The 23,319-nt window shown below is 62.5% G+C and carries 22 protein-coding genes; 10 read left to right on the forward strand and 12 right to left on the reverse strand.

The features are described from left to right. The first annotated feature begins 86 nt into the window (after positions 1–86). Positions 87–1,787: a calcium-binding protein gene (locus tag KJP29_RS07890; RefSeq protein ID WP_218463049.1), complete on the forward strand. Its 1,701-nt coding sequence runs from the start codon at positions 87–89 to the stop codon at positions 1,785–1,787. Positions 1,788–1,803: 16 nt separating this feature from the next. On the opposite strand, the gene KJP29_RS07895 is transcribed toward KJP29_RS07890, so the two are convergent. The 3 genes from KJP29_RS07895 to KJP29_RS07905 form a co-directional block, all read right to left on the reverse strand. After that, complete coding sequence (locus KJP29_RS07895; protein ID WP_255553506.1) at positions 1,804–3,201, reverse strand: MATE family efflux transporter; 1,398 nt, start codon at positions 3,199–3,201, stop codon at positions 1,804–1,806. 83 nt (positions 3,202–3,284) lie between these two features. Next, positions 3,285–4,175 carry a nickel/cobalt transporter gene (locus KJP29_RS07900; protein ID WP_218463050.1) on the reverse strand — a complete coding sequence of 297 codons (891 nt, stop codon included), beginning with the start codon at positions 4,173–4,175 and terminating at the stop codon, positions 3,285–3,287. Then, positions 4,163–4,798 carry a DUF1007 family protein gene (locus KJP29_RS07905; RefSeq protein WP_255553507.1) on the reverse strand — a complete coding sequence of 212 codons (636 nt, stop codon included), beginning with the start codon at positions 4,796–4,798 and terminating at the stop codon, positions 4,163–4,165. Before KJP29_RS07905 ends, KJP29_RS07900 begins: the two co-directional genes overlap by 13 nt. A gap of 186 nt (positions 4,799–4,984) precedes the next feature. On the opposite strand from KJP29_RS07905, the gene KJP29_RS07910 reads away from it, so the two are divergent. The 4 genes from KJP29_RS07910 to parE all read left to right on the forward strand — a co-directional run bounded on the left by KJP29_RS07910 (position 4,985) and on the right by parE (position 9,902). After that, on the forward strand, positions 4,985–6,274 hold the full coding sequence (locus KJP29_RS07910; RefSeq protein WP_218463051.1) for a dienelactone hydrolase: 1,290 nt from the start codon (positions 4,985–4,987) through the stop codon (positions 6,272–6,274). Then, the gene (locus KJP29_RS07915) at positions 6,274–7,137 is read left to right on the forward strand and encodes an alpha/beta fold hydrolase (RefSeq protein ID WP_218463052.1); all 864 of its coding nucleotides are present in this window, start codon (positions 6,274–6,276) and stop codon (positions 7,135–7,137) included. The genes KJP29_RS07910 and KJP29_RS07915 overlap by 1 nt, the downstream gene beginning before the upstream one ends. Before the next feature lie 71 nt (positions 7,138–7,208). Further along, entirely contained in the window at positions 7,209–7,883 is a 675-nt protein-coding gene (locus KJP29_RS07920) for a lipase family protein (RefSeq protein WP_218463053.1), read from the forward strand. A 63-nt stretch (positions 7,884–7,946) separates the two neighbouring features. Continuing rightward, complete coding sequence (gene parE / locus KJP29_RS07925) at positions 7,947–9,902, forward strand: DNA topoisomerase IV subunit B (RefSeq protein WP_218463054.1); 1,956 nt, start codon at positions 7,947–7,949, stop codon at positions 9,900–9,902. Here parE and KJP29_RS07930 read toward each other — a convergent pair. The 3 genes from KJP29_RS07930 to KJP29_RS07940 form a co-directional block, all read right to left on the reverse strand. Then, entirely contained in the window at positions 9,899–10,186 is a 288-nt protein-coding gene (locus tag KJP29_RS07930) for a hypothetical protein (RefSeq protein ID WP_218463055.1), read from the reverse strand. The two genes, parE and KJP29_RS07930, sit on opposite strands and share 4 nt — an antisense overlap. 71 nt (positions 10,187–10,257) lie before the next feature. After that, positions 10,258–10,887, reverse strand: a complete 630-nt coding sequence (locus KJP29_RS07935; RefSeq protein WP_218463056.1) for a hypothetical protein — start codon at positions 10,885–10,887, stop codon at positions 10,258–10,260. 680 nt (positions 10,888–11,567) lie between these two features. Further along, positions 11,568–11,819 carry a hypothetical protein gene (locus KJP29_RS07940; protein WP_218463057.1) on the reverse strand — a complete coding sequence of 84 codons (252 nt, stop codon included), beginning with the start codon at positions 11,817–11,819 and terminating at the stop codon, positions 11,568–11,570. 50 nt (positions 11,820–11,869) lie between these two features. Between KJP29_RS07940 and KJP29_RS07945 the strand changes: the two genes are divergently transcribed. Further along, positions 11,870–12,550 (forward strand): hypothetical protein, encoded by a 681-nt coding sequence (locus KJP29_RS07945; protein ID WP_255553508.1) that lies wholly within the window; start codon positions 11,870–11,872, stop codon positions 12,548–12,550. 24 nt (positions 12,551–12,574) lie between these two features. After that, positions 12,575–13,009, forward strand: coding sequence for a DMT family transporter (locus KJP29_RS07950; protein WP_218463058.1), 435 nt, complete (start codon positions 12,575–12,577; stop codon positions 13,007–13,009). Here KJP29_RS07950 and KJP29_RS07955 read toward each other — a convergent pair. The 6 genes from KJP29_RS07955 to proS all read right to left on the reverse strand — a co-directional run bounded on the left by KJP29_RS07955 (position 13,006) and on the right by proS (position 18,940). Next, positions 13,006–13,992 (reverse strand): Ldh family oxidoreductase, encoded by a 987-nt coding sequence (locus KJP29_RS07955; protein ID WP_218463059.1) that lies wholly within the window; start codon positions 13,990–13,992, stop codon positions 13,006–13,008. The two genes, KJP29_RS07950 and KJP29_RS07955, sit on opposite strands and share 4 nt — an antisense overlap. Before the next feature lie 63 nt (positions 13,993–14,055). Next, a complete protein-coding gene (locus tag KJP29_RS07960) occupies positions 14,056–14,754 on the reverse strand; it encodes an ABC transporter ATP-binding protein (RefSeq protein WP_218463060.1) in 699 nt (232 codons plus the stop codon). After that, on the reverse strand, positions 14,747–16,033 hold the full coding sequence (locus KJP29_RS07965; protein ID WP_218463061.1) for a lipoprotein-releasing ABC transporter permease subunit: 1,287 nt from the start codon (positions 16,031–16,033) through the stop codon (positions 14,747–14,749). Before KJP29_RS07965 ends, KJP29_RS07960 begins: the two co-directional genes overlap by 8 nt. A 51-nt stretch (positions 16,034–16,084) precedes the next feature. Beyond that, positions 16,085–16,591: a DUF2937 family protein gene (locus KJP29_RS07970; RefSeq protein WP_218463062.1), complete on the reverse strand. Its 507-nt coding sequence runs from the start codon at positions 16,589–16,591 to the stop codon at positions 16,085–16,087. Further along, complete coding sequence (locus tag KJP29_RS07975; RefSeq protein ID WP_218463063.1) at positions 16,588–17,595, reverse strand: serine hydrolase; 1,008 nt, start codon at positions 17,593–17,595, stop codon at positions 16,588–16,590. Before KJP29_RS07975 ends, KJP29_RS07970 begins: the two co-directional genes overlap by 4 nt. Before the next feature lie 7 nt (positions 17,596–17,602). Next, positions 17,603–18,940, reverse strand: a complete 1,338-nt coding sequence (proS, locus tag KJP29_RS07980; protein ID WP_218463064.1) for a proline--tRNA ligase — start codon at positions 18,938–18,940, stop codon at positions 17,603–17,605. A 267-nt stretch (positions 18,941–19,207) separates the two neighbouring features. On the opposite strand from proS, the gene KJP29_RS07985 reads away from it, so the two are divergent. Genes KJP29_RS07985 through KJP29_RS07995 form a run of 3 tightly spaced genes read left to right on the forward strand, consistent with a single transcriptional unit; the run spans position 19,208 to position 23,209 of the window. Continuing rightward, positions 19,208–20,314, forward strand: coding sequence for an AI-2E family transporter (locus tag KJP29_RS07985; RefSeq protein WP_218463065.1), 1,107 nt, complete (start codon positions 19,208–19,210; stop codon positions 20,312–20,314). A gap of 2 nt (positions 20,315–20,316) precedes the next feature. Further along, a complete protein-coding gene (locus KJP29_RS07990) occupies positions 20,317–20,988 on the forward strand; it encodes a DnaA ATPase domain-containing protein (protein ID WP_218463066.1) in 672 nt (223 codons plus the stop codon). Positions 20,989–21,040: 52 nt separating this feature from the next. Next, a complete protein-coding gene (locus KJP29_RS07995) occupies positions 21,041–23,209 on the forward strand; it encodes an RNA degradosome polyphosphate kinase (protein WP_218463067.1) in 2,169 nt (722 codons plus the stop codon). Positions 23,210–23,319: the final 110 nt, after the last annotated feature.

The following is a 23,319-nucleotide window of genomic DNA, read 5'->3' on the forward strand; positions in this document are numbered from 1 at the left end:
ATACCGGAACGCTGCGCTCACCTCGCTTCGTGTCAGAGCTGGCGTATGCAAGGGGCGGAACGTGTACGAACAAAGGAGCCAGCGTCATGCCAGCCATCACACCCCCCTTGTCCCTTGAAACCATTACCGAGCTGACCGAAGCCGATCCCGGTCTGATCGCCAATGTCATTCCGTCAGAGATACAGCAGGGGGCCAACGCCGCCCGTCAGATGAACGACGTCATTGCGCAGGCGATAGCAGCCACCGGCGTCAATCGGGATGGCAAGCTGACGCCGGATGATCTTGTCATTTTGTCGGCGCATATCCGCGCCAATCCCGCGCTCTACGCGTCCTTCATCGAAGGCCACGGCGATGATGAGGGCAATCTCGAAACCGGGTTTCACCTGGTCCAGGGCGACGGCGGCGCTTACATCTTTCAGGGGCGAGATTTCATAGACACCGTTGCGGACGCCATCTATCACGTGGGCTTTGCCATTGTGGACGGCCGGTTCCAGAACGAAGACGGCGATGCCAACGAGACGGTCGAGGATGTGGCCGGTTGGATGAACTTTTTCGTCAACGGCCAGAACCGTGTCTATGGCACCGAAGAGGGCGAAACCCTGCATTCGGGCCATTACAGCTTTGATCTGGCCATCGGCCATGATGAGATCTTTCAGGCCTGGGGCGGAGATGACAGGATCTGGGCGGATGCCGGCAATGATCGCATCTATGCAGGCGACGGCAATGACCGCGCCGGTGGTGGTGACGGCAATGACCGTCTCTATGGTGGCGCGGGCAACGACCAAATGAACGGCGACGCGGGCCATGACCGGCTGTACGGCGAGGACGGGAACGACACCCTCGGGGGTGGCGATGGCAAGGACCGGATCGAAGGCGGCGCCGGTGAAGACAAGCTTTATGGCGATGCCGGGAATGACACGCTGCGCGGTGGTGACGATGACGACACCGTTTCTGGCGGCACCGGCGATGACTTTCTGGCGGGCGACGACGGGGATGACCGTGTCTGGGGCAACGAAGGCGATGACCGTATGTTCGGCGGACGCGGCAACGACCGGGCCGATGGTGGCGACGGAAACGACAACATATGGATGAACGCGGGCGACGACGACGCCTATGGCGCGGCGGGCAATGACCGGATTGATGCCGGTTCGGGCGATGACACGGCGAATGGCGGTCTGGGCAACGATACCTTGCTGGGCGCGGCGGGCGACGATTCGCTTGGCGGGCAGGAAGGGTCCGACAGTCTTTTTGGCGGATCAGGCAACGACACGTTGCGCGGCGGCGATGATGATGACCGTCTGATCGGCGATGGCGGCAATGACAGCATGCGCGGGGATGCGGGCGATGACCGCCTGTCGGGCGGTGATGGCGCCGATGACATGCATGGCGGTGACGGGGCCGACACGCTGTCGGGCGGCAAGGGCAATGACACCGTGTCGGGCGGCAATGGCGAGGATGTCATCGCCGGGCGTGCCGGTGCCGATGTGCTGCTGGATTACGAGGACATCGAAGCACGCGACATATTTGTCTTCAATCCCGGTGACAGCGGCGTGACCGAGGCGTCGATGGACGTGATCCGCGGCTTTACGTCGATCATCGACAAGCTGGATCTGACTGCATTCGGCGGGTTGACCTTTGTCGAGGGGGACACGTTCTCGGGCACGCAGGCCGAAGTGTTGTTTGACGGGGACTTCGTGCAGATCGACAGCGATGGCGATGGCAATGCCGACGAGATGATCGAGCTTGAATGGGTAAACGCAGTCGAAGCGGCAGACTTCATTTTGTGACTGCGAACGCTGGTCTTCACCCCGCCTGCGGGGTGGAGACCGCCGCCGCGCGCTTCGGCTGACGCAGAGCAGGCACCGATACAGCCCAGAAGCGCCACATGAGTGCGACACCGGCACAGGCCAACCCCAGCACGAGGCCCAGCCAGACCCCTGCCCCGCCCCACCCCAGAACAAAGCCCAGAACGTAAGACGCGGGCATGCCCACCAGCCAGTAGGAGACTGCCGCCAGCACCATGGGCACAGTCGTGTCCTGCACCCCGCGCAAGAGCCCCAGCGCAATCACCTGCGCCCCGTCCACAAGCTGGAACAGCGCCGCGAGGGCCAGAAGGACAATCCCGATCTCGAGGATCTGGTCCCGCGCTGGCTCGTCCCGTTCCATGAACAGGGAAATCAGCGGCTCGGGCAGCGCGATGAACAGGATGATCGTGGCCAGCGCCATGGCCAGGCTCATCACAATGACTGTGCGTGCGCCGCGCAGCATGTGGTCGAGGTCGCCGCGCCCATAGGCGTTGCCTGCCCGGATCGTCGCCACGTTGCTGAGCCCCAGATGCACCATGAACGTGATCGAGGCCAATTGCAGCGCGATGTTATGGGCCGCAAGCGGGATCGTTCCCAGCCAGCCCATCATGAATGCGGAGGCGGCAAAGAGGCCCACTTCGCTCAGATTGGTCAGCCCGATGGGCCAGCCGAGCCGGAAAACCCGGCCCAGCATCTCCCAATCGGGGCGCCAGAAGCGCTTGAACAGCTGGTGTTGCGGCAGTGCGATCAGCGCGTAACCGACGATCCCCGCCAGCATCACGAACTGGGTCACAAGCGACGCCACGGCAGCCCCTGCGATACCCCAGGCCGGAGCGCCCCAATTGCCGAAGATGAAGGCGTAATTCGCAAGCGCATTGGCCAGCGCCGCGATCAGTGTGATCCAGAGCACGATCTGCGTCCGCTCGAGGGCAGCAAGATAGCTCTTGATCGCCATCACCATCAGCGCGGGCACGATCCCCCAGCCCGCGATGGAGAGGTAGTCGGCCCCAAGTGCCGCCACCTGTTCGGTCTGCCCCAGTGCCAAGAGTACCCGTTCGGACATCAACATCACCGGCAGGGCCAGCACGGCAAAGCCGAGGCTCAGCCAAATCCCCATGCGCGTGGCGCGCCGCAGGTTGGTCTCGTCCCTTTCCGCATGGAAGGAGGCCACCATGGGCATGACCGCCCAGGCAAAGCCGGACCCCATCAGGAACAGAACAAAAAACAAGCTGCCCGCGACCCCGAGCGCCGCGAGTTCCTCCACCCCGTACCAGCCGAGCATGACCGTATCCGTCACGCCAATCGCCACCTGCCCGAGATGCCCGCCGATGAGCGGCAGACCGAGGACAAGGACCGCACGTGTGTGGGCCAGATATGACATCTGCTGGGTGGACATGCTCCACCCTTACGCCTGCTTTTTGAGCAAGTGAAGACCTCGCGTGATGCTGGTGACGGGATGCCGCCCTTCGGGGCCGTCGATCAGAGCAGCGGCAGGACCAGCGTCGTGGCGATCAGGGCGATCAGGGCACCGGCCACGACCTCGATCAGCCCCATGGCGCGCACGGCCCCTGCCCCGGACCAACCTGCAAAGGTCGATTGGCGTGCCCCGACGGCGGCGAGCGCCACCAGCACCGTCACGCTGGCTGTGCCAAGGCCCATGACAAAGGCTCCGGCAATCCCCGCAAGCGGAATGCCGAGGCCGAAGCACAGAATCAGGAGGAAGACCGCCCCCGTACAGGGCCGGATCGCGATGGAGCCGATGATGGCCGCTGCGTCGCGCCAGGACGTTACCGCCGCTGCCTGCGCCGGCGTTGGCGCATGTGCATGGCCGCAGGTGCTGCAATGCCCGTGATCATCGATCTCGTGCGCGTGCGTGCGCGCGCCACGCGCGCGGCGCAGGCCGCGCACCACCAGCCACAGCCCAACAAGCGCAATCGCGATATAGCTTGCGGGCGCAAGCACCTTTTCGGCGGTATCCGTCATTTCCGTCCGTCCCCAGCCCAGCACAAAGGCGCCGAGTGTCACGAGGACAATCGCCGCCAGCGCCTGCGCCAGAGACGAGGCCACGGCGAGCCATGACAGCCGCCAGGCCGTCACCTGCTCGGCCGCGCCATACCCGCCGATCACCAGCTTGCCATGTCCCGGCCCCGCAGCGTGGAAGAAGCCGTATGCGCCGCAGAGGCCCATCAGGCCGAGCCAGGCCCCCGGCTCGCCCGCACGGACCGCGCGCAGCCCGCCCGCCAGCGCATTCTGCGCGTCACGCTGTTGCGCCGCGGCCCATTGACCGATGTCCGAAGCACCGCCAAAGCCGAAGAGCCAGAGCAGTGCCGCAACGACGGTCAGAAGAACGCCGATCCTCAGCCAGAGCATGACAGCGTGACCGTGTCGGCAAAGGCTTCACCCACCTCTGGATAGGCATCCTCGACCTCTGCTGACGGGGTGGCGTAGAGCAACTCCTCGACCAGGGTGTAGGCTGCATCCAGGTCGGCAGGCTGGATCGCGGCGTTGCATGGCCCTTCGACCGCAACGGGGCCGATCAGATCGTAGGCCGTGTAGAATGTCGGGTCGTAGGCCTTGAGCACCAGACCGTCCGCTGTTGCCTTGGCCGGCCGGAAATGCACGGTGGTGATCCGCCCCGCTTCTACCGAGGTCCCGCGCCCCTGCGGTTTGCCGAGCTTGACCGTCTTGCCGTTCCGAAGCGCGTAGCTGTCACCTTCGAACCCGGCGATCCACTGCAGGTCGAACCCATCGAGACGCCGCAGCTCGTTCTCGGTCAAGCGACCATCGCCATCATTGTCGAGACCATAATCGGTCAGCAGCAGCAGGGAATAGAAGTCGTCATAGGTCCACTGCACCTCGACCCCTTGAAAGACACCGTCATCGCCAACCACCACCCGCAGTTTCGTGTCCACGAACACATGTGGGTGTGCCGCCACCATGGTGGCGGGCAAGGCAATGGCCGACGCGAGGGCGAGTGAGCGCATGAACCGCATGAGACCAGACTTAGGCGCAGGCGGGTGCGGCCTCAACCCCGATCTGCCATCTGCGCGAAGCTGCGCTGCATTGCATCCCAGGATTGCAGCACGAGACACTGCTTGCACTCGGAAATAGCTCTGTCACAGTGGCGTTATCGTTTACGAACGTGTTACCACAGGTTGAATTTGCCAAAGGATTTCTTGATGACTGCGCTTCGCACCCCTGCTTTGGCCCTTGCCACAACTCTTGCGGCTGGTGGCGTTGCAGGCAATCCGATTGACCAGATCCGGCCTGATGCCCCTGAACTTGCACCTTACGGCCCGTTGCCCATCGGTGTGCAAACCCTCGAGGTGACGATCCCGGACAGTGTCGATGTGCTGAATGTCGACGAGGGTGTCATCCCAAGATACGACCGCCCCCTGACGCTGGAAGTCTGGTATCCGGCGGCGGAAGGCACCGAACAGGGTGGCTCATACACCGCGATGCTGCGTGACGGTGCAACAGAAGTCACGTTGACCGGTCGAGCCGCCCGTGATGCAACCCCGGCAAGCGGCACCCGCTATCCGTTGGTCATCATCAGCCACGGCTATCCCGGCAACCGCTACCTGATGAGCCATTTGGGTGAGAACCTGGCCTCGAAGGGTTACGTCACCGTGTCCATCGACCACACGGACAGCCTGTATTCCGATCAGGCGGCCTTTGGCTCCACCCTTTACAACCGTCCGCTCGATCAGGCCTTTGTCCTTGATCACATGGCGGGTCTCGACGGCCCTATTGGCGATATCATCGACGCCGAGAATACCGGTGTCATCGGGTACTCCATGGGCGGCTATGGCGCCCTGATCTTTGGAGGGGCGGGTGTGACTCAAGCCTCGACAGAGTTCAGCTGGGGCGCGCCAAACGGTTTGTTGGAGACCCATCTGGAACAGTCCGAGAGCCACGAGGCCTTGATGGATTCACGGGTCAAGGCGATTGTCGCCATCGGCCCCTGGGGCAACAATGCAGGGTTCTGGGACGCAAGCGGCGTTGCCGATCTGCGTATTCCGACGCTGTTCATGGCCGGCAGCGATGACGACGTGTCGGTCTATGATGCGATGCGCGCCTTTTTCGCGGGTGCCGAGGGCACGGATCGGCATTTGCTGACCTTTGACTATGCCAATCACAACGCCGCTGCGCCCATGCCCGCGCCCATCGAAAGCTGGGAGCCGGTCGAAGGTCTGGAGTTCGCCCCGTTTGATCACTACGCCGACGCAGTGTGGGACACGACGCGCATGAACAACATCGCGCAGCATTTCGCGACCGCCTTTTTCGCATTGCACCTGAAGGAGGATGCCGAGAAGGCGGAGTACCTTGAGCTGGTGCCCAACGCCGCTGACGGGATCGTAGCCGTCGATGATGCGGGCGAGCCGACCGAGGACCATACCTACTGGAAGGGCTTTGCCCCGCGTACGGCCAAAGGTCTGCGGTTCGAGACCCTGCCCAAGGGTCAGTGATGCAGGTGACGACCCGCGCATTGGGCGGGCACGAGTTCACGGTCCGCAGTTGGGGCGATCCGTCGCTGCCGATGATCCTGATGCTGCACGGCTTTCCCGAATATGGTGGCGCGTGGGACGAGGTTGCGACACGGCTGTCCGACCAGTTTTACTGCATTGCACCGGATCAGCGTGGATACGGGGCGAGTTATGCCCCGGGTGACGTTGGCGCCTATGCCACGTCCAAGCTGGTCGGCGATATGGCGGCCCTGATCGGCGATCAGGGTCCGGTCATTGTCATGGGCCACGATTGGGGGGCTTCGGTGGCCTATGGCCTTGCGATGTTCTGCCCTGAGCTCGTGTCGCACCTGATCATTGCCAACGGTGTGCATCCCGTGCCGTTTCAACGGGCCATGGCAGCCGGAGGTGCGCAGTCGGAAGCGTCGCAATACATCAACTTCCTGCGCAGTCCCGGATCGGAAGACGCGCTGGCCGCGGACGATTTCGACAAGCTGTTGCAGCTGTTTTCAGCCAAGATGGACATGTCGTGGCTGCATGGCGACCGGTTGGACGCCTACAAGGCTGTTTGGCGCGAATCCGGGCTGAAGGGGATGATCCACTGGTACCGCGCCTCTCCGCTGATGGTGGCGGACCCCGGTGCGCCGGTGGACATGCCCGATCTGCCGCTGGACCGGTTGAAGGTGAGATGTCCGCACCTGCTGATCTGGGCCGAAGGCGACACGGCCCTGCTGCCGGTGTCGACCGAGGGTCTGGAGGAGTTTGCCCCCGACCTGACCCGCGCCCATGTGGATGGCGCAGATCACTGGCTGCTGCATCAGAAACCGGATGAGGTTGCCCGGATCGTACGGGAGTGGCTGGGCTAGCCAACAGGCTTCACAGACGCATCCGTTCGCGTCATAGTCGTGTGCATATTTTGCAGCGACGGACGATTTCAGTGACCCATAGATACGACATTGCACGCGCGGCCCAGATGGTCGAAGCCTCTTACCTTCTGTTCAAACGCCGCCCGCCCCGCACATCACTGGATGCGAGCGTGAAGGACAAGCTGGACAAGAACCACGTGCAGGCGGTGTTCCTGAAGCAGAACATCCTGCTGATCCCGGGCTCGAACTCGGTCGGGGATTACGTGAAGTTCAACCTGCGGGTCCTGAACTTTGGCGGCAAGAAGTACCGGTTGAACGACGAGTTGACCGACAAGTGGGGGGCGCACGATGTGATCTGGCATCAGGGGTTCATGCGCCATGCCAAGGTGATTGCCGACTGGATGCAGGTGAAACGCTACCGTCCGAAATATATCATCGGCCATTCGCTGGGGGCGGCGGCCACGCAGATCCTTGTGCGCACACATGATGTTCCCGGCATCGCCTTTGCCGCACCGCGGGTGACGCGCGGGATCGTGCAACCGGCGCCAGCCTCGAAATGCCTGTGCCTGAACCGCAATGACGACAAGGTCTGTGACCTGCCCGGGAGCTTCCAGCATCTGGGCGAGGTCCATGCCGGTGAAGGGGAGCGCAGGTTCCTGCGCTTTGATCACCAGATGGACCGGTATCAGGAGATGGTGACCGCGCAACAGGCAGCAGGCCATCTGGGCACCCACTGGCCTGCCTGATCACTCTTCCCCCGTCTGATCCGGTCTGGCATAGTGGCTGCCAACCAACAAAGAGCAGCTGCCATGACCGACCTTCTGAGCGGGACACCCAAGTCTTCGGAATATGACGCATCTTCGATCCAGGTGTTGGAGGATATGGAGCACGTGCGCCTGCGCCCCGGCATGTATATCGGGGGCAAGGATGACCGCGCGCTGCACCACATGGTGGCCGAGATCATCGACAACTCGATGGACGAGGCAGTTGCCGGTCATGCCACGTGGATCGAGGTGGAGCTGCACGAGAACGGCCATGTGTCGGTGCGCGACAATGGCCGCGGCATCCCAACCGATCCGCACCCGAAGGATCCGTCGAAATCGGCGCTAGAGATCATCTTCTGCACGCTGAACGCGGGTGGCAAGTTTTCGGGCGACAGTTATGAGACGTCGGGTGGTCTGCACGGCGTTGGTTCTTCGGTGGTGAACGCCCTGTCCGACCATCTGCGGGTCGAGGTGGCGCGGAACCGAGAGCTTTATGCCATGGAGTTTGCCCGTGGTGTGCCGCAGAGCAAGCTAGAGAAGGTGGGCGCGGCCCCTAACCGGCGGGGAACAGCCGTCACCTTTCACCCCGATGCGGAGATCTTTGGGTCGCTCAAGCTGAAGCCCGCCCGCCTGTTCAAGATGGCGCGGTCGAAGGCCTATCTGTTCTCGGGCGTGGAAATCCGCTGGAAATCCGGCATCGACGACGGCGAGACGCCGCGCGAGGCGACGTTCCACTTTCCCGGCGGTCTGTCCGATTACCTGACCGAGGCGCTGGGCGGGGCGACCACCTATGCCGACGCCCCCTTTGCCGGGTCGGTGTCGTTCGAGAAGTTCCAGGTGCCGGGCAAGGTCGAGTGGGCGATCAACTGGACGCCGTCGCGCGACGGGTTCATCCAGAGCTACTGTAACACCGTGCCCACGCCCGAGGGCGGCACGCATGAGGCCGGATTCTGGGCGGCGATCCTGAAGGGGATCAAGGCCTATGGCGAGTTGGTCAACAACAAGAAGGCGGGCACCATCACGCGCGAGGATCTGACCACCGGGGCCGGTGCGCTGGTGTCCTGCTTTATCCGTGAGCCTGAGTTCGTGGGCCAGACCAAGGACCGGCTCGCCACGGTCGAGGCCCAGCGGATGGTCGAGAATTCCGTCCGCGACCACTTTGACAACTGGCTGGCGGCGGACACGAAGTCGGCGGGTGCGATCCTTGATTTTCTGGTGCTGCGGGCCGAGGAGCGACTGCGCCGTCGGCAGGAGAAGGAAACCGCGCGCAAGTCGGCCACAAAGAAACTGCGGCTGCCAGGCAAGCTGGTGGATTGTTCGGCGACGTCGCGCGACGGGACCGAGCTGTTCATTGTCGAGGGCGACAGCGCGGGTGGCTCAGCCAAGATGGCGCGGGACCGCAAGACGCAAGCGCTGTTGCCCCTGCGCGGCAAGATCCTGAACGTGCTGGGCGCGGCCTCGTCCAAGCTGGGGTCGAACGCCGAGATTTCCGATCTGACGCAGGCACTTGGCGTGGGGCTGGGGGCGAAGTTCAACCTGGATGATCTGCGCTATGACAAGGTCATCATCATGACCGACGCCGACGTGGACGGCGCGCATATCGCGGCGCTGTTGATGACCTTTTTCTACACCCAGATGCGGCCCATGATCGATGCGGGGCACCTGTACCTGGCCTGCCCGCCGCTGTTCCGGCTGACGCAAGGTGCGCGCCGTGTCTACTGCCTTGATGAGGCCGAGAAGAACGATCTGATGGAGCGTGGTCTGGGCGGCAAGGGCAAGATCGACGTGTCGCGCTTCAAGGGTCTGGGCGAGATGGACGCGAAGGACCTGAAAGACACCACCATGAACCCCGAGACACGCAAACTGATCCGCGTGTCGATCGACGAGGATGAACCGGGCGAGACCGGCGATCTGGTCGAGCGTTTGATGGGCAAGAAGCCTGAGATGCGGTTTCAGTACATCCAGGAGAACGCGCGGTTTGTGGAGGAGTTGGATGTTTAGAATGGTATTTCGTCATCATCCAGTTTGCTGATAAGCTCATCCAAGGCCTGATCCGCGCCCGAGGCTTTTCGGTCCAGCTTGGAGACAAATGCAAGAAGTGTCTTCTTCCATGAGTCTTGGTAGAACTCTTCAACTAAATCGCCATCAGAAAACTGATCGATAGTTGTACCGGTTACATCGCGAAGCCGCACTTCAACGTGGTCATCGAAACCTTCGATCTCGACGACGAAATCGTCAATTACAGCCTGATATTCACTTACAGTTGAGGTCGGTTTCCAACTCATTTTTCCTGACTCCGTCCGTGAAAGAAGGAGTCGGGTCAGCTTTGTCCATTTGTTATTTGGGCTCATATTTTTTACATCTCCTCTGACTCAGAAAGCTCACGGATTGCCCCAGAAACAGTCTCCAAACACCCTGCCAATGCCCTTTTGGCTTTGACTATGTTTACCGGTGCGTCAGTGTGTGCAGCCTTGTCAGCCTCCTCTTGCAAGTTCGTTATCTGACCTTGGATTGAAAGCAAATCTTCCTTCACAGCATCAGGAAGGCGGATAGTTTGGCCGCGAAGGATGGACGCCAGACTTGACCGGATGAGTCCACATTTCTCACTGATAAGTTGCCATTGAGGCTGGTCCAATCGTAACCTTAGCTCTGTTAATATCTGTTCCGTGGTTCTCAACTGTCCGACCGTGTCGACCAATACTAGATTACGTTTTGCTTCCAATGCTGCTGACTTTGCAGCAGACGCTTTGCTACTTGCCGAGCGTGCAAACGAAATGGATGCTGCAAAGCCGACAAGAGCCAGCAAGACACCCCAGAAATCATAGCCCGGCCAATCATATAAATTATTCCAGAAACCCATACTATATTGATTTGGTATTTTTGAGTTATCCGCAAGCGAATTACATGTTTTTAGGATACGCCCATCGACGGGACGCGGTGCGGCGAACCAACCTCTCCGCAGCAACGCTTTATGGCGGCCAAGCACATCTTCGATCTGAACGACGCGCTATCATCAACCATATCGCCGTGCCGGGGGGCGTTTCTCTCGCGCATCGCTTTGCGATACGCTGCCGAATGACGCGGCAAAGCCGCTGACCCGGCGATGGGGCGGCGCCTGCGGCTTGATTCCGCCCTGGGTGCGTAGATCGGCCCGGCCCCTCTCGGCAGATTTTGCTTCTGCAAAATCGCCTGCCGGGCGACGCGCACGGCTTTGCCGTACGCTTGGATGGGACGGCGCCTGCGGCTTGATTCCGCCCTAGGTGCGCAGATCAGACGGGATTGGTGCTTTGTGTGGCGAGAATTGAAACGAACCCTCTCGCGCATCACTCCGTGCTTTCTCACACATCGCGCTGCGATGTGCTGCCAAGTTACGCGCCAGCGAGCTGGCGCTTGATACGCTGCCGGGCGACGCGCACGGCTTCGCCGTACGCTGGAAAACAGCGGAGGCTTTCGCCTCCGCCGGTACTCGCTAAGCCAACCGGACCAACATGGCCGGTGTTGCTTCCATATGCCCCTTCACTCGTTAACGACGATTTACCAAACCGGGGCATCTTCGGGGCATGTCGAAGGCGGCGGGGGACACACTCGTTAAGGGGGGACAAACGAAACGACCCTCCGCCGCGCGCGTCGCCCCCGGGACGTCCAGACAACCGGGGGCGAAACCCATCAGATCGTGACGCCGACGATGGCCCACAGGCTCATCAGGCTGGCGAAGCCGAACAGGGTCGGCACAATGACTTTTGCCATCTCATCTTCTCCTTTCCAGGCAGGCCGGGAACCCGTGAGTGGTGGCCTGCGGTGCGTTCCGCGGAAGGTGTTTCCGCGATGATGATAAAGACGTGGGGACGCCCCTTTGACACAAACACCCCCGCTTTCATCACCTCTGATCACGGAGATGCGACGGCTTCGTGCGCCCATCTGCGGTTTCCTGTCTTGATCCCCGGCCCGATCTGGCCCCTACTGCGACCATGATCCTGCGTGCCCTTCTGATCCTGATGCTTCTGGCCGGTTGCGGCCGTCCCCTGACGGATGCCGAGCGGGCCTTTGCCAGCACCATTCATGGCGATCAACTGAACCATGCGCGTGTGCGGCTGGTGGATGGCGCACCCACGCGCGCCGTGACTTTCAAGCGCAAGGCGCGCCCCCGCACGACCTGTCGCGAGCGCATCCTGCCGCCGCCCACCACCGACATCGTCACCGCCAAACCGGCGGCCGTGGCCCTGTGGCAGACTGTACTGTTCGACAAGGACTGGTATCTGGACGACTATGTTCCGGACTATCCGGGTGAGATCAACCTGATCGCGGCCATGCTGCTCGCCCATGAGCTGACCCATGTTTGGCAGTGGCAGAACCGGGAGGTGACGGGATATTCGCCGCTGCGCGCCGCCCGTGAGCATCGGTTTAGCGATGATCCCTATCTGTTCGACGTGTCGGGCAGCCGCCGCTTTCTGGATTTCGGGTTCGAGCAGCAGGGCTCGATCGTGGAAGAGTTCGTGTGCTGCCGTGCCCTTGACCCGCAGGGGGACCGGACCAAGCGCCTGCACGCTCTGATTTCACAGTCGATGCCCGTGTCCCCCCTCCCTCAGTCCCGTCAGAACGATGTGCTGCTGCCCTGGGACGGGGTGCAGGTGAAGGGCATCTGCGGCTGAGCCATCACCACCCGGAGGAGTTCCATGGCCCAATATGCCCTGATCATGCTTTTGGCCGGGATCGGCATCCCGATCCTTGCCGCGTTGAACGCCGCCCTTGGCACCCGTTTGGGCAGCCCGGCTGCTGCGGCCACGATCCTGTTCATCATCGCCTTTGGCACGGCGGCCACCGTCTTTGTCCTGACGGGGGCGCAGGGGTTGTCCAAGGTAGCCGCTGCCCCCAAGCATCTGCTGTTGGCGGGCGTGCTGATCGCCTTCTACGTCCTCAGCATCACTTACATCGCGCCGCATTTCGGGGTGGGCAATGCCGTGTTCTTCGTGCTGCTCGGTCAGTTGATCTCGGCCGCGGCGATTGACCATTTCGGCCTGTTCGGTGCGCAGGCCACCGTTTTGAGCGCGACGCGGATGGGCGGGATCGCCTTGATGGCGGCCGGGGTGTGGCTGACGCAGTTGGCCTAGCTGTCCCTGCCCGCAAGCGCCAAGGCCTGTGCCCAGGCTGCGGGGTCGACCTCCACCGGGTCCGCGGGGTTGCGCAACTGGCCCGGCATCCGGCCTGCGGGGTCTTCGGAGAGGTAGTTTTGGAACTGCTCCAGCCGGTCCATGAACGCGCCCGACGCGCTGGGGTCGATCAGGATGTAGTATTGGCCAAGGTCGTGCGGCGGCCCCTCCGGCGCCTTGAGCGGTTTGACATCGCGGCTGAGCACGCCGCCTGTCAGGCCTGCGGTCAGAAGCTCGGCCATGAGGCCAAAGCCCCAGCCCTTGGGCCCACCTGTGGAGACCAGCGATCCGGCCAGCGCCGCTTCGGGGTCGGTTGTGGGGTTGCCGTCAGCATCCACGGCCCAGCCTTCGGGGATCGATTGCCCGGCTGCCTTGGCCATGGTGATCTTGCCCAAAGCCACGGTCGTGGTGGATTGGTCGAACTGCATGGCGAGCCCGCCGTGACCATCGGGGACGGAGAACGCGATGGGGTTGGTGCCGATCATCCTTGTCTTGCCGCCGGGCGGTGCCACGATGGGCGATGCGTTGGTCATGCCAAGCCCGATGACGCCCGCGCGTGCGATCTGTTCTGTGAAGTAACCCAGCGCCGTGCAGGTGTGCGCGTGACCTACGGCGAGGCTGGCGATGCCGTATTGGCGTGCGGCGTCGAGAGCGGGGGCCAGCCCATAGGCAAAGGCAGGCTGTGCAAACCCCATCAGCGCGTCAACATACACCGTCGCGGGCCGTGGGGCGCTTACCACAGGCACGACGTCCCCTTGGACCCGGCCCGTCTGTAGCTGCTGGCAGTAGCTTTCGAGGTAATAGAGGCCGCAGATGCGGTTCCCAAGTGCTTCGGCCTGCGCGACGGCGCGCGCGACCTCGGCCGCGGGAAAGGCCCCTGCCCCATGCGCCATCAGCGCTGCCTGCACGGTGCGTTCAATTTCGGCCTGAGTGATTGCCGTCATGTTTGTTCTGTCCCCAGCAGCCCATACTGCGGGGTCCAGACAGAGCAAACCGAACTGCAGCCGTCAAGCGGGCGCTGCTGTTCCGGTGACAAGTAGGCCCGTATCCAACCTGACAGTGCGGTCCATGCGTTGGGCTAGATCGAGATTGTGCGTGGCGATCAGCGCCGACAGCCCGGTGTCGCGCACGAGGCCCATCAGTGCGTCAAAGACCTGATCCGACGTGGCCGGGTCGAGGTTGCCCGTGGGCTCATCCGCAAGGAGCAACGCCGGGCCATTGGCAAGAGCGCGGCAAAAGGCGACGCGCTGCTGTTCGCCCCCTGACAGTTCGGCAGGTCGGTGGGTCGCGCGATGGCCGACGCCGACCTTTTCAAGTAGTTCCAATGCCCGCGCATCCGCATCGGCACGCGACGTGCCCGCAGCCAATTGCGGCAGCGCGATGTTTTCGAGGGCCGAAAACTCGGGCAGCAGGTGGTGGAATTGGTAGATGAACCCGACCTCCGCCCTGCGGGCAAGCGTGCGGCGGCGGTCGGATTGGTCGGTCAGGTTCTGGCCGTGCAACGTGACTGTCCCGGCATCAGGCGTGTCGAGCAGCCCGGCGATGTGCAGGAGTGTGGACTTGCCCGCGCCCGAGGGGGCGACGAGAGCCACGACCTCGCCCCGCTGCACCTGAAGATCGACGCCCCGCAGCACATCGACCTGCCCCGGCAGCCCCTTGTTGTAGGACTTGGTGATACCCGAAAGCGACAGGACCGCATCACTCATAGCGCAAGGCCTCCACCGGGTTCATGCGGGCGGCGCGGCGCGCGGGGAAGATCGTGACAATGAAGGACAGGCCAAGCGACAGAGCGACGGCGCTGAGCACATCGCGCAGGTGCAACTCGGCTGGCAGCGCGTAGATGCCGCGAATGGACGGATCCCACACGCCACCGCCCATGATCTGGTTTACCAGTGCAAAGAGCGGGTCGATGTAGATCGCAAAGAGGCATCCAAGGATCACTCCCATCGCCGTGCCGATGATCCCGGTGAACGATCCGCAGATGAAGAAGACACGCAGCACAGACCCTTCGGTCAGACCCATGGTGCGCAGGATGCCGATGTCGCGCCCCTTGTTCTTGACCAACATGATCAGGCCCGAGACGATGTTCATGGCTGCGACCAGTACGAGGATGGACAGGATGATGAACATGATATTGTCCTCGACCTCGAGCGCGCGGAGGAAGCCGCCAGAGGCGTCTTTCCATGTCCAGACTTGACCCCGTTCACCTGCGTTTTGCAGAAGGCCGGGCAGGTATTGGTCGATGGATTCCGGTTCATCCACCATCACCTCGATCTCGTCCACGACGCCCTCGCGGTTGAAGAAGCTTTGTGCTTCGGCCAGCGGCAGGTAGACGCGGACGCGGTCGATGTCATAGCGCCCGGCAGAGAAGATATAGGTTACCTCGTAGGCGTTGATGCGCGGGCTGGTGCCAAGGGCGGTGCGCACGCCGTTGGGCGAAATCAGCTTGATCCGATCGCCCACTTGCGCGCCAAGCTCCTGTGCGACGCCCGAGCCAATGGCGACGCCCTGCTCAAAGCGTGCGATATCACCCTGCGATGTCTCCGGGTCCGCGATGCGGGGCAGTCCGGCGAGGTTTTCAGCGCTCATACCAAAGACCTGCACGCCCGCGTTGCGGCTGCGCAGGTTGGCCATGACCTGCCCCCGCACCAGCGGCGCGGTGCGGACAACGCCTGGAACTTCGGCCAGTGACGCGGCGAGTGCGTCGTAGTCGGAAATTGTGCGGTTGATGCGCCCCGTCTCGGTCACTTCGCCGATGTTGTAGACGGTCACGTGGGCGTTGGCGCCGAGGATCGTGTCCACGAATTCTGCCCGGAAGCCAGAGCGCACGGCCAGCGTGGCAATCAGGGCAAAGACGGCGAGCGTAATGCCGATCAGGCTGATCCAGGTCATGGTGCTGACCCCGCCTTCGGCCCGGCGGGCACGCAGGTAGCGCCATGCGATCATCCACTCAAACGGGGCAAAGGGGGCTGTCTGTCTGGCCATTTACGGCTCCTGCTCGGGCTTTGGGAGATGTGGCCAGGTCAGGGGCCGAGGTCAAGTCCCGCGCGCGGTCTGTCGCCGTCCAGCGAAAGGCCAGAGCAGGAGTTTGAGAACCGCGGAGATCGCCGCAGCGCCCACCAGAAACCCCGCGAGAGCAAAAATCGCACCGGCCAATGTGAGGGGCACGGCAGGCTTGAACGCGCTCAGCGCGGCGCTTGCAACCTCAGTATCGGTGGAATGTGCCGCATGGTAGGCACGCATGAAGGGCCCGGCTGTTTCGAGCGCAACCAGATCGGCGCTGAGCCGGTCATAGCGGGCAAAGGTGCGCACCATGTCGGACCGGCGGCGGTCGAGAAACGCAGTGCCCTGCATCTCGGCCAGTGCGCTTTCGCGGGTGAGGCCCGCCGCTTGGGCCGAGGCGTCGAAATCGGCCACCACTTCGGCCAGCGCGTCGACGGCGCCGCCAAGCCGCTGCTGGTATTGCTGGGAAAACTCGGGGAATTGCGAGGCCATTGCGCCGCCGATGACACCACCGGCCAGCACGGCGGCGCGCAGGATCATGGTCGGTCTCCGAACACCGCAGCGCTCAGCGTCGCATCCAGATCGCCCATTGCCCCCTCGTCGATGCATTCGTCATACATCGCAAGGACACCGACCTTGCCCTCCCAGATCACCGCAAAGCTGCCGGTGCGCAGTCGATTGGGAAAACAGAGCGCGCCGAAGTGCCAGAAGTTGTAGCTGTCGCGGAAGGGGCGGAACACCATGCCCATGCCGTAGTAGGCTCCTCCGCCCAAGGCGACATGCGGCAGGGCAAAGGGGTCAGATGCAATCCGGCTGCCCTCTCCAAAGTGCGTCTGCATGAACTGCAGGTAACCATCCACGTCCGACGCGAGGCCGCCCCAGGGCTGGAACACGCCGCTTTCGGGGCCGGGCTGAATGCTGGCTGGCAGCTCCAGTCGCTCTGCGCAGGCCTCAAAGAACGGCTGGCCCGTGATGGTTTCGATCGCGAGCCCGAGGATCGCGTAGTTTTCATTGTTGTAGTTGTACTGGCCTCGCGTGCCGCCCAGCTCTCCCCGTGCGTTGACGAGGTCGAGCACTTGGCGGCTGAAATGGCCGCTGTCACCGGCCGTCTGGCCCAACCAGCCCAGCATCGCGATCTGGGTGACGTCCGGACCGATGCCGGAGGTGTGCGTGACCAGCTCGCCCAAGGTGACGTCAGGCGCGGGTTCGACGAAGTTGTGCAGCGGGTTGGACCAATCGGCAAGGCCGTCGTCCACAAGGTCCATCATGCAGACGGCGGTGATCGACTTCGACACGCTCGCCAGATCTGCGACCGTTGCACCTGTGTCGGCGCGCGTAATGTGGCGGTGGGTTTGCCAGCTGCCGTTCGTATCCCGGACACTCGCGCCGATCAGACCAGTGGTGCCGTTGGACCCCAGCCAGTCGACGAAGGCGCTTTCCAAAGCCTGATGCATCGCCGAGGGTTCTTCGCCCGCGTGCGGTAAAGTCGGCGCGGATACGAGGGCCGCGCAGGTCACCCATCTGAGAAACGCCTGCATTGCCATCAGGTTATCACAACCCCGCGTAGATCTCCGCCACTTTCTGCACCGCTGCCTCGGGCGGCAGTTCTTCGCTTTCGCCCGTCCGGCGCGAGGTCAGTTCGACCACGCCGTTCTTGAGCCCGCGCGGGCCGACGGTGATGCGCCAGGGCAGGCCAATCAGGTCCATGGTGGCAAACTTGCCCCCTGCCCGCTCGTTCCGGTCATCATAGAGCGGCTCGAGCCCGAGCGCCGTCAGGCTGGCATAGAGCGCATCACACGCGGCGTCCGCTTCTTCGTCGCCTTGTTTCAGGTTCACGATCCCGCAGTGATAGGGCGTGACCCCCTCGGGCCAGATGATGCCCTTGTCATCGTGGCTCGCTTCGATGATCGCTCCCATTAGGCGGCTGACGCCGATCCCGTGCGATCCCATGTGCACAGGCACTTGCTTGCCATCCGGACCCTGGACAACGGCGTTCATCGCTTCGGAATACTTGGTCCCGAAATAGAAGATCTGTCCGACCTCGATGCCACGTGCGACGCGGCGGCGGTCTTCGGGGATGTCGTTGAACAGCGCCTCGTCATGGGTTTCGTCCGTGCGGGCGTATTTGGAAGTGAATTCTTCCAGAACCGCCTGGCACTCCTCGACGCTATCATAGTCGATATCCCGATCCCCAAAGGTCAGATCGGTGACGGCGCTGTCATAGAACACCTCGCTCTCGCCCGTTTCGGCTAGCACAAGGAATTCATGGGTGTAGTCACCTCCAATCGGCCCACCGTCGGCACGCATCGGAATGGCCTGGAGCCCCATGCGTTCATATGTCCGCAGATAGCTGACAAGATGACGGTTGTAGGCGTGCAACGCGTCTTCCTTGGTCAGGTCGAAATTGTACCCGTCTTTCATAAAGAACTCGCGGCCCCGCATCACGCCAAAGCGCGGGCGGATCTCGTCCCGGAACTTCCACTGGATGTGGTAAAGGGTCAGCGGCAGGTCCTTGTAGCTGCCCACGTGGGCGCGGAAGATGTCGGTGATGAGCTCTTCGTTCGTGGGGCCATAGAGCATGTCGCGATCGTGCCGGTCCTTGATGCGCAGCATTTCCTGGCCGTAGTCGTCATAGCGCCCGCTTTCGCGCCAGAGGTCCGCCGATTGCAGCGTGGGCATCAGCATCGGGATATGGCCCGCGCGCACCTGTTCCTCATGTACGATATTTTCCAGCTTGCGCAGCACCTTGAAGCCCAGCGGCAACCAGGAATAGATGCCGGCGCTTGCCTGCTTGATCATGCCTGCGCGCAGCATCAGACGGTGGCTCACAATCTGCGCCTCGCTCGGGTTCTCCTTCAGCACGGGCAGAAAATAACGGCTCAAACGCATGATCGCGCTCCCTCAGAACATTTCGCCCTGATTAGGACAAAGCCCAAACGCCCGCAATGTCCCCTTCTCTGTTTTGAAAAAATCCCGGGGAGTCGCGGCAGCGACGGGGATTGCCATTGGAACGCCATTGGTCCGAGAGACAATGGCGATGCCCCCAAACAAATGCAGTGCGCGTCAGCGCGCCTTTGGGTCAGGCGTGACACCAAGCCCCTTGAAGCCACGGCCAAAACCCCGCATCTCTAGGTGCAATGCAACGATGGAATGCTCATGGCCCTGCCCGTCCGTAAACAGTTCAAGTATTGGGGGGTCGCGGCAGCGATCTTCTTTCTGCTGCTCTATCTGCTGGGCGACCAGTTGCTACCTTTCTTTCTCGGCGCCGCCATTGCCTACTTTCTTGACCCGGTCGCCGACTGGCTCGAGGCGCATGGGTGCAGCCGGGGCGTGGCGACGGGGATCATCACGATCAGCGCCATCATTATCTTCGTGATCGTCGCATTGCTGGTCATTCCGACGCTGGTGGAACAGGCGGTTCAGCTGTTCGGTGCCACACCGCAATTTGCCCGCGATCTGAGTGCGTTCCTGACCGAACGCTTCCCCAGCCTGCTCGATGAAGGCTCAACAGTGCGCCAATCAATCAACTCGCTGGGCCAGACCATCTCGGAACGTGGCGGGCAACTGCTGGAAACCGCTCTGACGTCAGCGGCCAGCCTGATCAACATTGTGGTGCTCTTTGTCATCGTGCCTGTGGTCGGTGTTTACCTGCTGCTGGACTGGGACCGCATGATTGCCCGTGTGGATGAGCTTTTGCCGCGCGATCATGCGCCGGTGATCCGGCGCCTCGCCGGAGAGGTCGACGCGACACTCGCCGGGTTCATCCGCGGCATGGGCACCGTTTGCCTGATCCTCGGGGCGTACTACGCCATTGCGCTCATGTTGATCGGCTTGCAGTTCGGGCTGGTCGTGGGCTTTGTCGCCGGACTTTTGACCTTCATTCCCTATGTGGGCGCCATTGTGGGCGGGTTGCTTGCGGTGGGGCTCGCCCTGTTCCAGTTCTGGGGCGAATGGTGGTGGATCGTGGCGGTCGCCGTCGTGTTTCAGATCGGCCAGATTGCTGAGGGCAATTTCCTGACGCCGAAACTCGTTGGCAACAGCGTGGGTCTGCATCCGGTGTGGCTGATCCTGGCCCTGTCGGTCTTTGGCGCGCTTTTTGGATTTGTCGGTATGTTGGTGGCTGTGCCCATGGCCGCCGCGCTCGGCGTGCTTGTCCGCTTCGTTATCGATCAATATCAGAGCAGCAGACTTTACACCGGTACATCCGGCCACACACAGGCAGAGGCGCCCGCGCCTGAAGCCACGGTCGAGACCGAGGACTGATCATGGCTCAACAGCTTGGTTTTGATCTTCCGGTGCGCGTCGCACTGGGGCGGGACGACTTTCTTGTCGCGCCGTCCAATGCCGTTGCGCTGTCGATGGTGGACGGCTGGCGGTCCTGGCCGCTGGGCAAGTTGGTGCTGACAGGCCCCGCGGGATCCGGCAAAACCCATCTTGCCCATGTCTGGGCCGCAGAAAGCGGTGCCCAGATCATTGCAGCGGATGCGCTTGATGCGGCTGCGCCCGAAGCGCTTTTCGACGGTCCGCTCGCGGTCGAGGATGTCGACCGCATCGCACAGAACATCGAATGTCAGACCGCACTCTTTCACATCCACAACGCGCTGCAGGCGGCGGGCCATCCGCTTCTGATGACAGGAGAGCACGCGCCCAATCTCTGGCGGCTGAGCCTGCCCGACCTGCAAAGCCGGGTGGATGCCGCTGGCCATGCGGCGCTTGATGCGCCCGATGACAGCCTGCTGGCTGCGGTTCTCGCCAAACTCTTTGCCGACCGGCAACTCACCCCTCGCCCAGATGTCATCCCCTATCTCGTCACCCATATGGAACGCAGCTTTGCCGCCGCCCGCACGGTCGTCGCTGCCATAGATGCGCGCAGCCTTGCGCAGAAAAAGCCAATCACACGGGCACTTGCAGCGGCATGTCTGGACAATCCCCGGTGATCCGGCGGATAAGTGTCACTCAACCTTTACACCCCGTCGACATAAGCCGCGCATGACCAATGCTGACTTTCTCGGCTCGGAATTTCCCGAGCCCAAGCCACTTCCCGATCTGGACACCAGTGGTCCGGGGCGGTTTTTCAATCGCGAACTGAGCTGGCTGGGTTTCAACTGGCGGGTGCTGGAAGAGGCCGAGAACCCGCGCGTGCCGCTGCTGGAGCGGCTCCGTTTCCTGTCGATCAGCGCGGGCAACCTCGACGAATTTTACACGGTCCGCGTGGCGGGTCTGCGCGAATTGGCAATCGCAGGCAACACGACTCCGGCCGCAGACGGGCTGACGCCGGCCGAACAACTGGTCCTGATCGACGAGAACGCCCGTCAACTGATCCAGCGCCAGACCGAGGTTCTGTCGGCATTGAAGGCCGAGATGGAGGCAGAAGGTATAAGCGTCCTGACCGCGAAGGATCTTACAGACGACGATACCGCACATCTGGCCGATGTGTTCCTGAACCGCGTATTTGCCGTCCTGTCCCCGCTGGCCATCGACCCCGCACACCCCTTTCCGTTTATCCCGAACACCGGGTACGCGCTGGCACTGCAGCTTGAGCGTAGCAAGGACAAGCGCTCGCTTCAGGCCCTGCTGCCGATCCCAGGCCAGATCGACCGCTTCATCGCCCTGCCCGGTCCTGGTCACCGTTTCCTGCCGCTCGAGGAACTGCTGGTCCTTCACATTCCCAGCCTGTTTCCGGGCTACAAGCTGAAGTCCCATTTCGGGTTCCGGGTGTTGCGCGACAGCGATCTCGAGGTCGAAGAAGAGGCCGAAGACCTCGTGCGCGAGTTCGAGGTGGCCCTGAAGCGCCGCCGCCGGGGCGAGGTTGTCCGCCTGACCCACTCTGCCGGCGCACCCAAAGCCCTGAAGGCCGTGATCATGGAAGAACTGGGCGTCAGCGATGCCGAGGTGATCGAGATGGACGGCATGTTGGGCATGGCCGATCTGGGCGAATTGGTTCTCGATGCGCGCCCCGATCTGCTCTGGCCCTCCTTCACCCCGCGTGTGCCCGAACGGGTAACGGATTTCGACGGCGACATGCTGGCCGCGATCCGGCAGAAGGACATGCTGCTGCACCATCCTTACGAGACGTTCGACATGGTGGTGCGTTTCCTCCAGCAGGCGGCCCGCGATCCGAACGTGGTGGCGATCAAGCAGACGCTCTATCGGACGTCCAAGAACTCGCCCATCGTCGAAGCGCTGTGCGAAGCGGCCGAGGATGGCAAGTCCGTCACGGCGCTGGTCGAGCTCAAGGCCCGCTTTGACGAGGCTGCCAACATCCGCCAATCGCGGCGGCTGGAACGGGCGGGCGCGCATGTGGTCTATGGCTTTATGGATCTAAAGACCCACGCCAAGATCAGCACGGTGGTGCGGCGTGAGGGCAAGGACCTGGTGACCTACACGCACTATGGGACCGGCAACTACCACCCCATCACCGCGCGCATCTATACCGACCTTTCTCTGTTCACCTGCGATGCCAAGCTGGGGCGGGATGCGACCAAGGTTTTTAACTACCTGTCGGGCTATGCGCCGCCCGAGGGGCTCGACAATCTCGCCATCTCGCCGACCACGCTGAAGCCCCGCCTGCTCGATATGATCGCGGCAGAAGCTGACTACGCGCGTGCAGGCAAACCGGCCGAAATCTGGGCCAAGATGAACTCATTGATCGACAGCGAGGTGATTGACGCGCTTTATGACGCCAGCCAGGCCGGGGTGAAGATCAGTCTCGTGATCCGTGGCATCTGCGGGCTGCGGCCGGGCATCGAGGGGCTGTCGGACAACATCCGGGTCAAGTCCATCGTCGGACGGTTTCTGGAACACAGCCGCATCGTCTGTTTCGGTAACGGGCATGGACTGCCCTCGAAAAAGGCACGCGTGTTCATCTCTTCCGCCGATTGGATGGGGCGTAACCTGAACCGGCGGGTCGAAACGCTGGTCGAGATCGAGAACAACACGGTCAAGGCGCAGATCGTGAGCCAGGTGATGGCCGCAAACCTCGCCGACGTGGCGCAAAGTTGGGTGATGTCGCCCGAAGGCTCCTTTTCCCGGCCCCATCTGGCGGAAGGCACATTTGCCTTCAATTGCCACCGCTTCTTCATGGAAAACCCGTCGCTGTCCGGGCGCGGTTCCGCCGGGGCGGCAGATGTACCGAAACTGACGCATACCGAGGCCTAGGCGCGACGGATGGGTCGGCGGGTGGGCGCCTTTCGGCGCACGCCGAAACAGAGCCACCCGACCGACAGCATCATTGACCGGCGCGGAAGGCTGGTCCATCAAAGGGTGCA

This window comes from Maritimibacter sp. DP1N21-5, assembly GCF_019218295.1.
In the GTDB taxonomy this organism is placed as follows: Bacteria; Pseudomonadota; Alphaproteobacteria; order Rhodobacterales; family Rhodobacteraceae; genus Maritimibacter.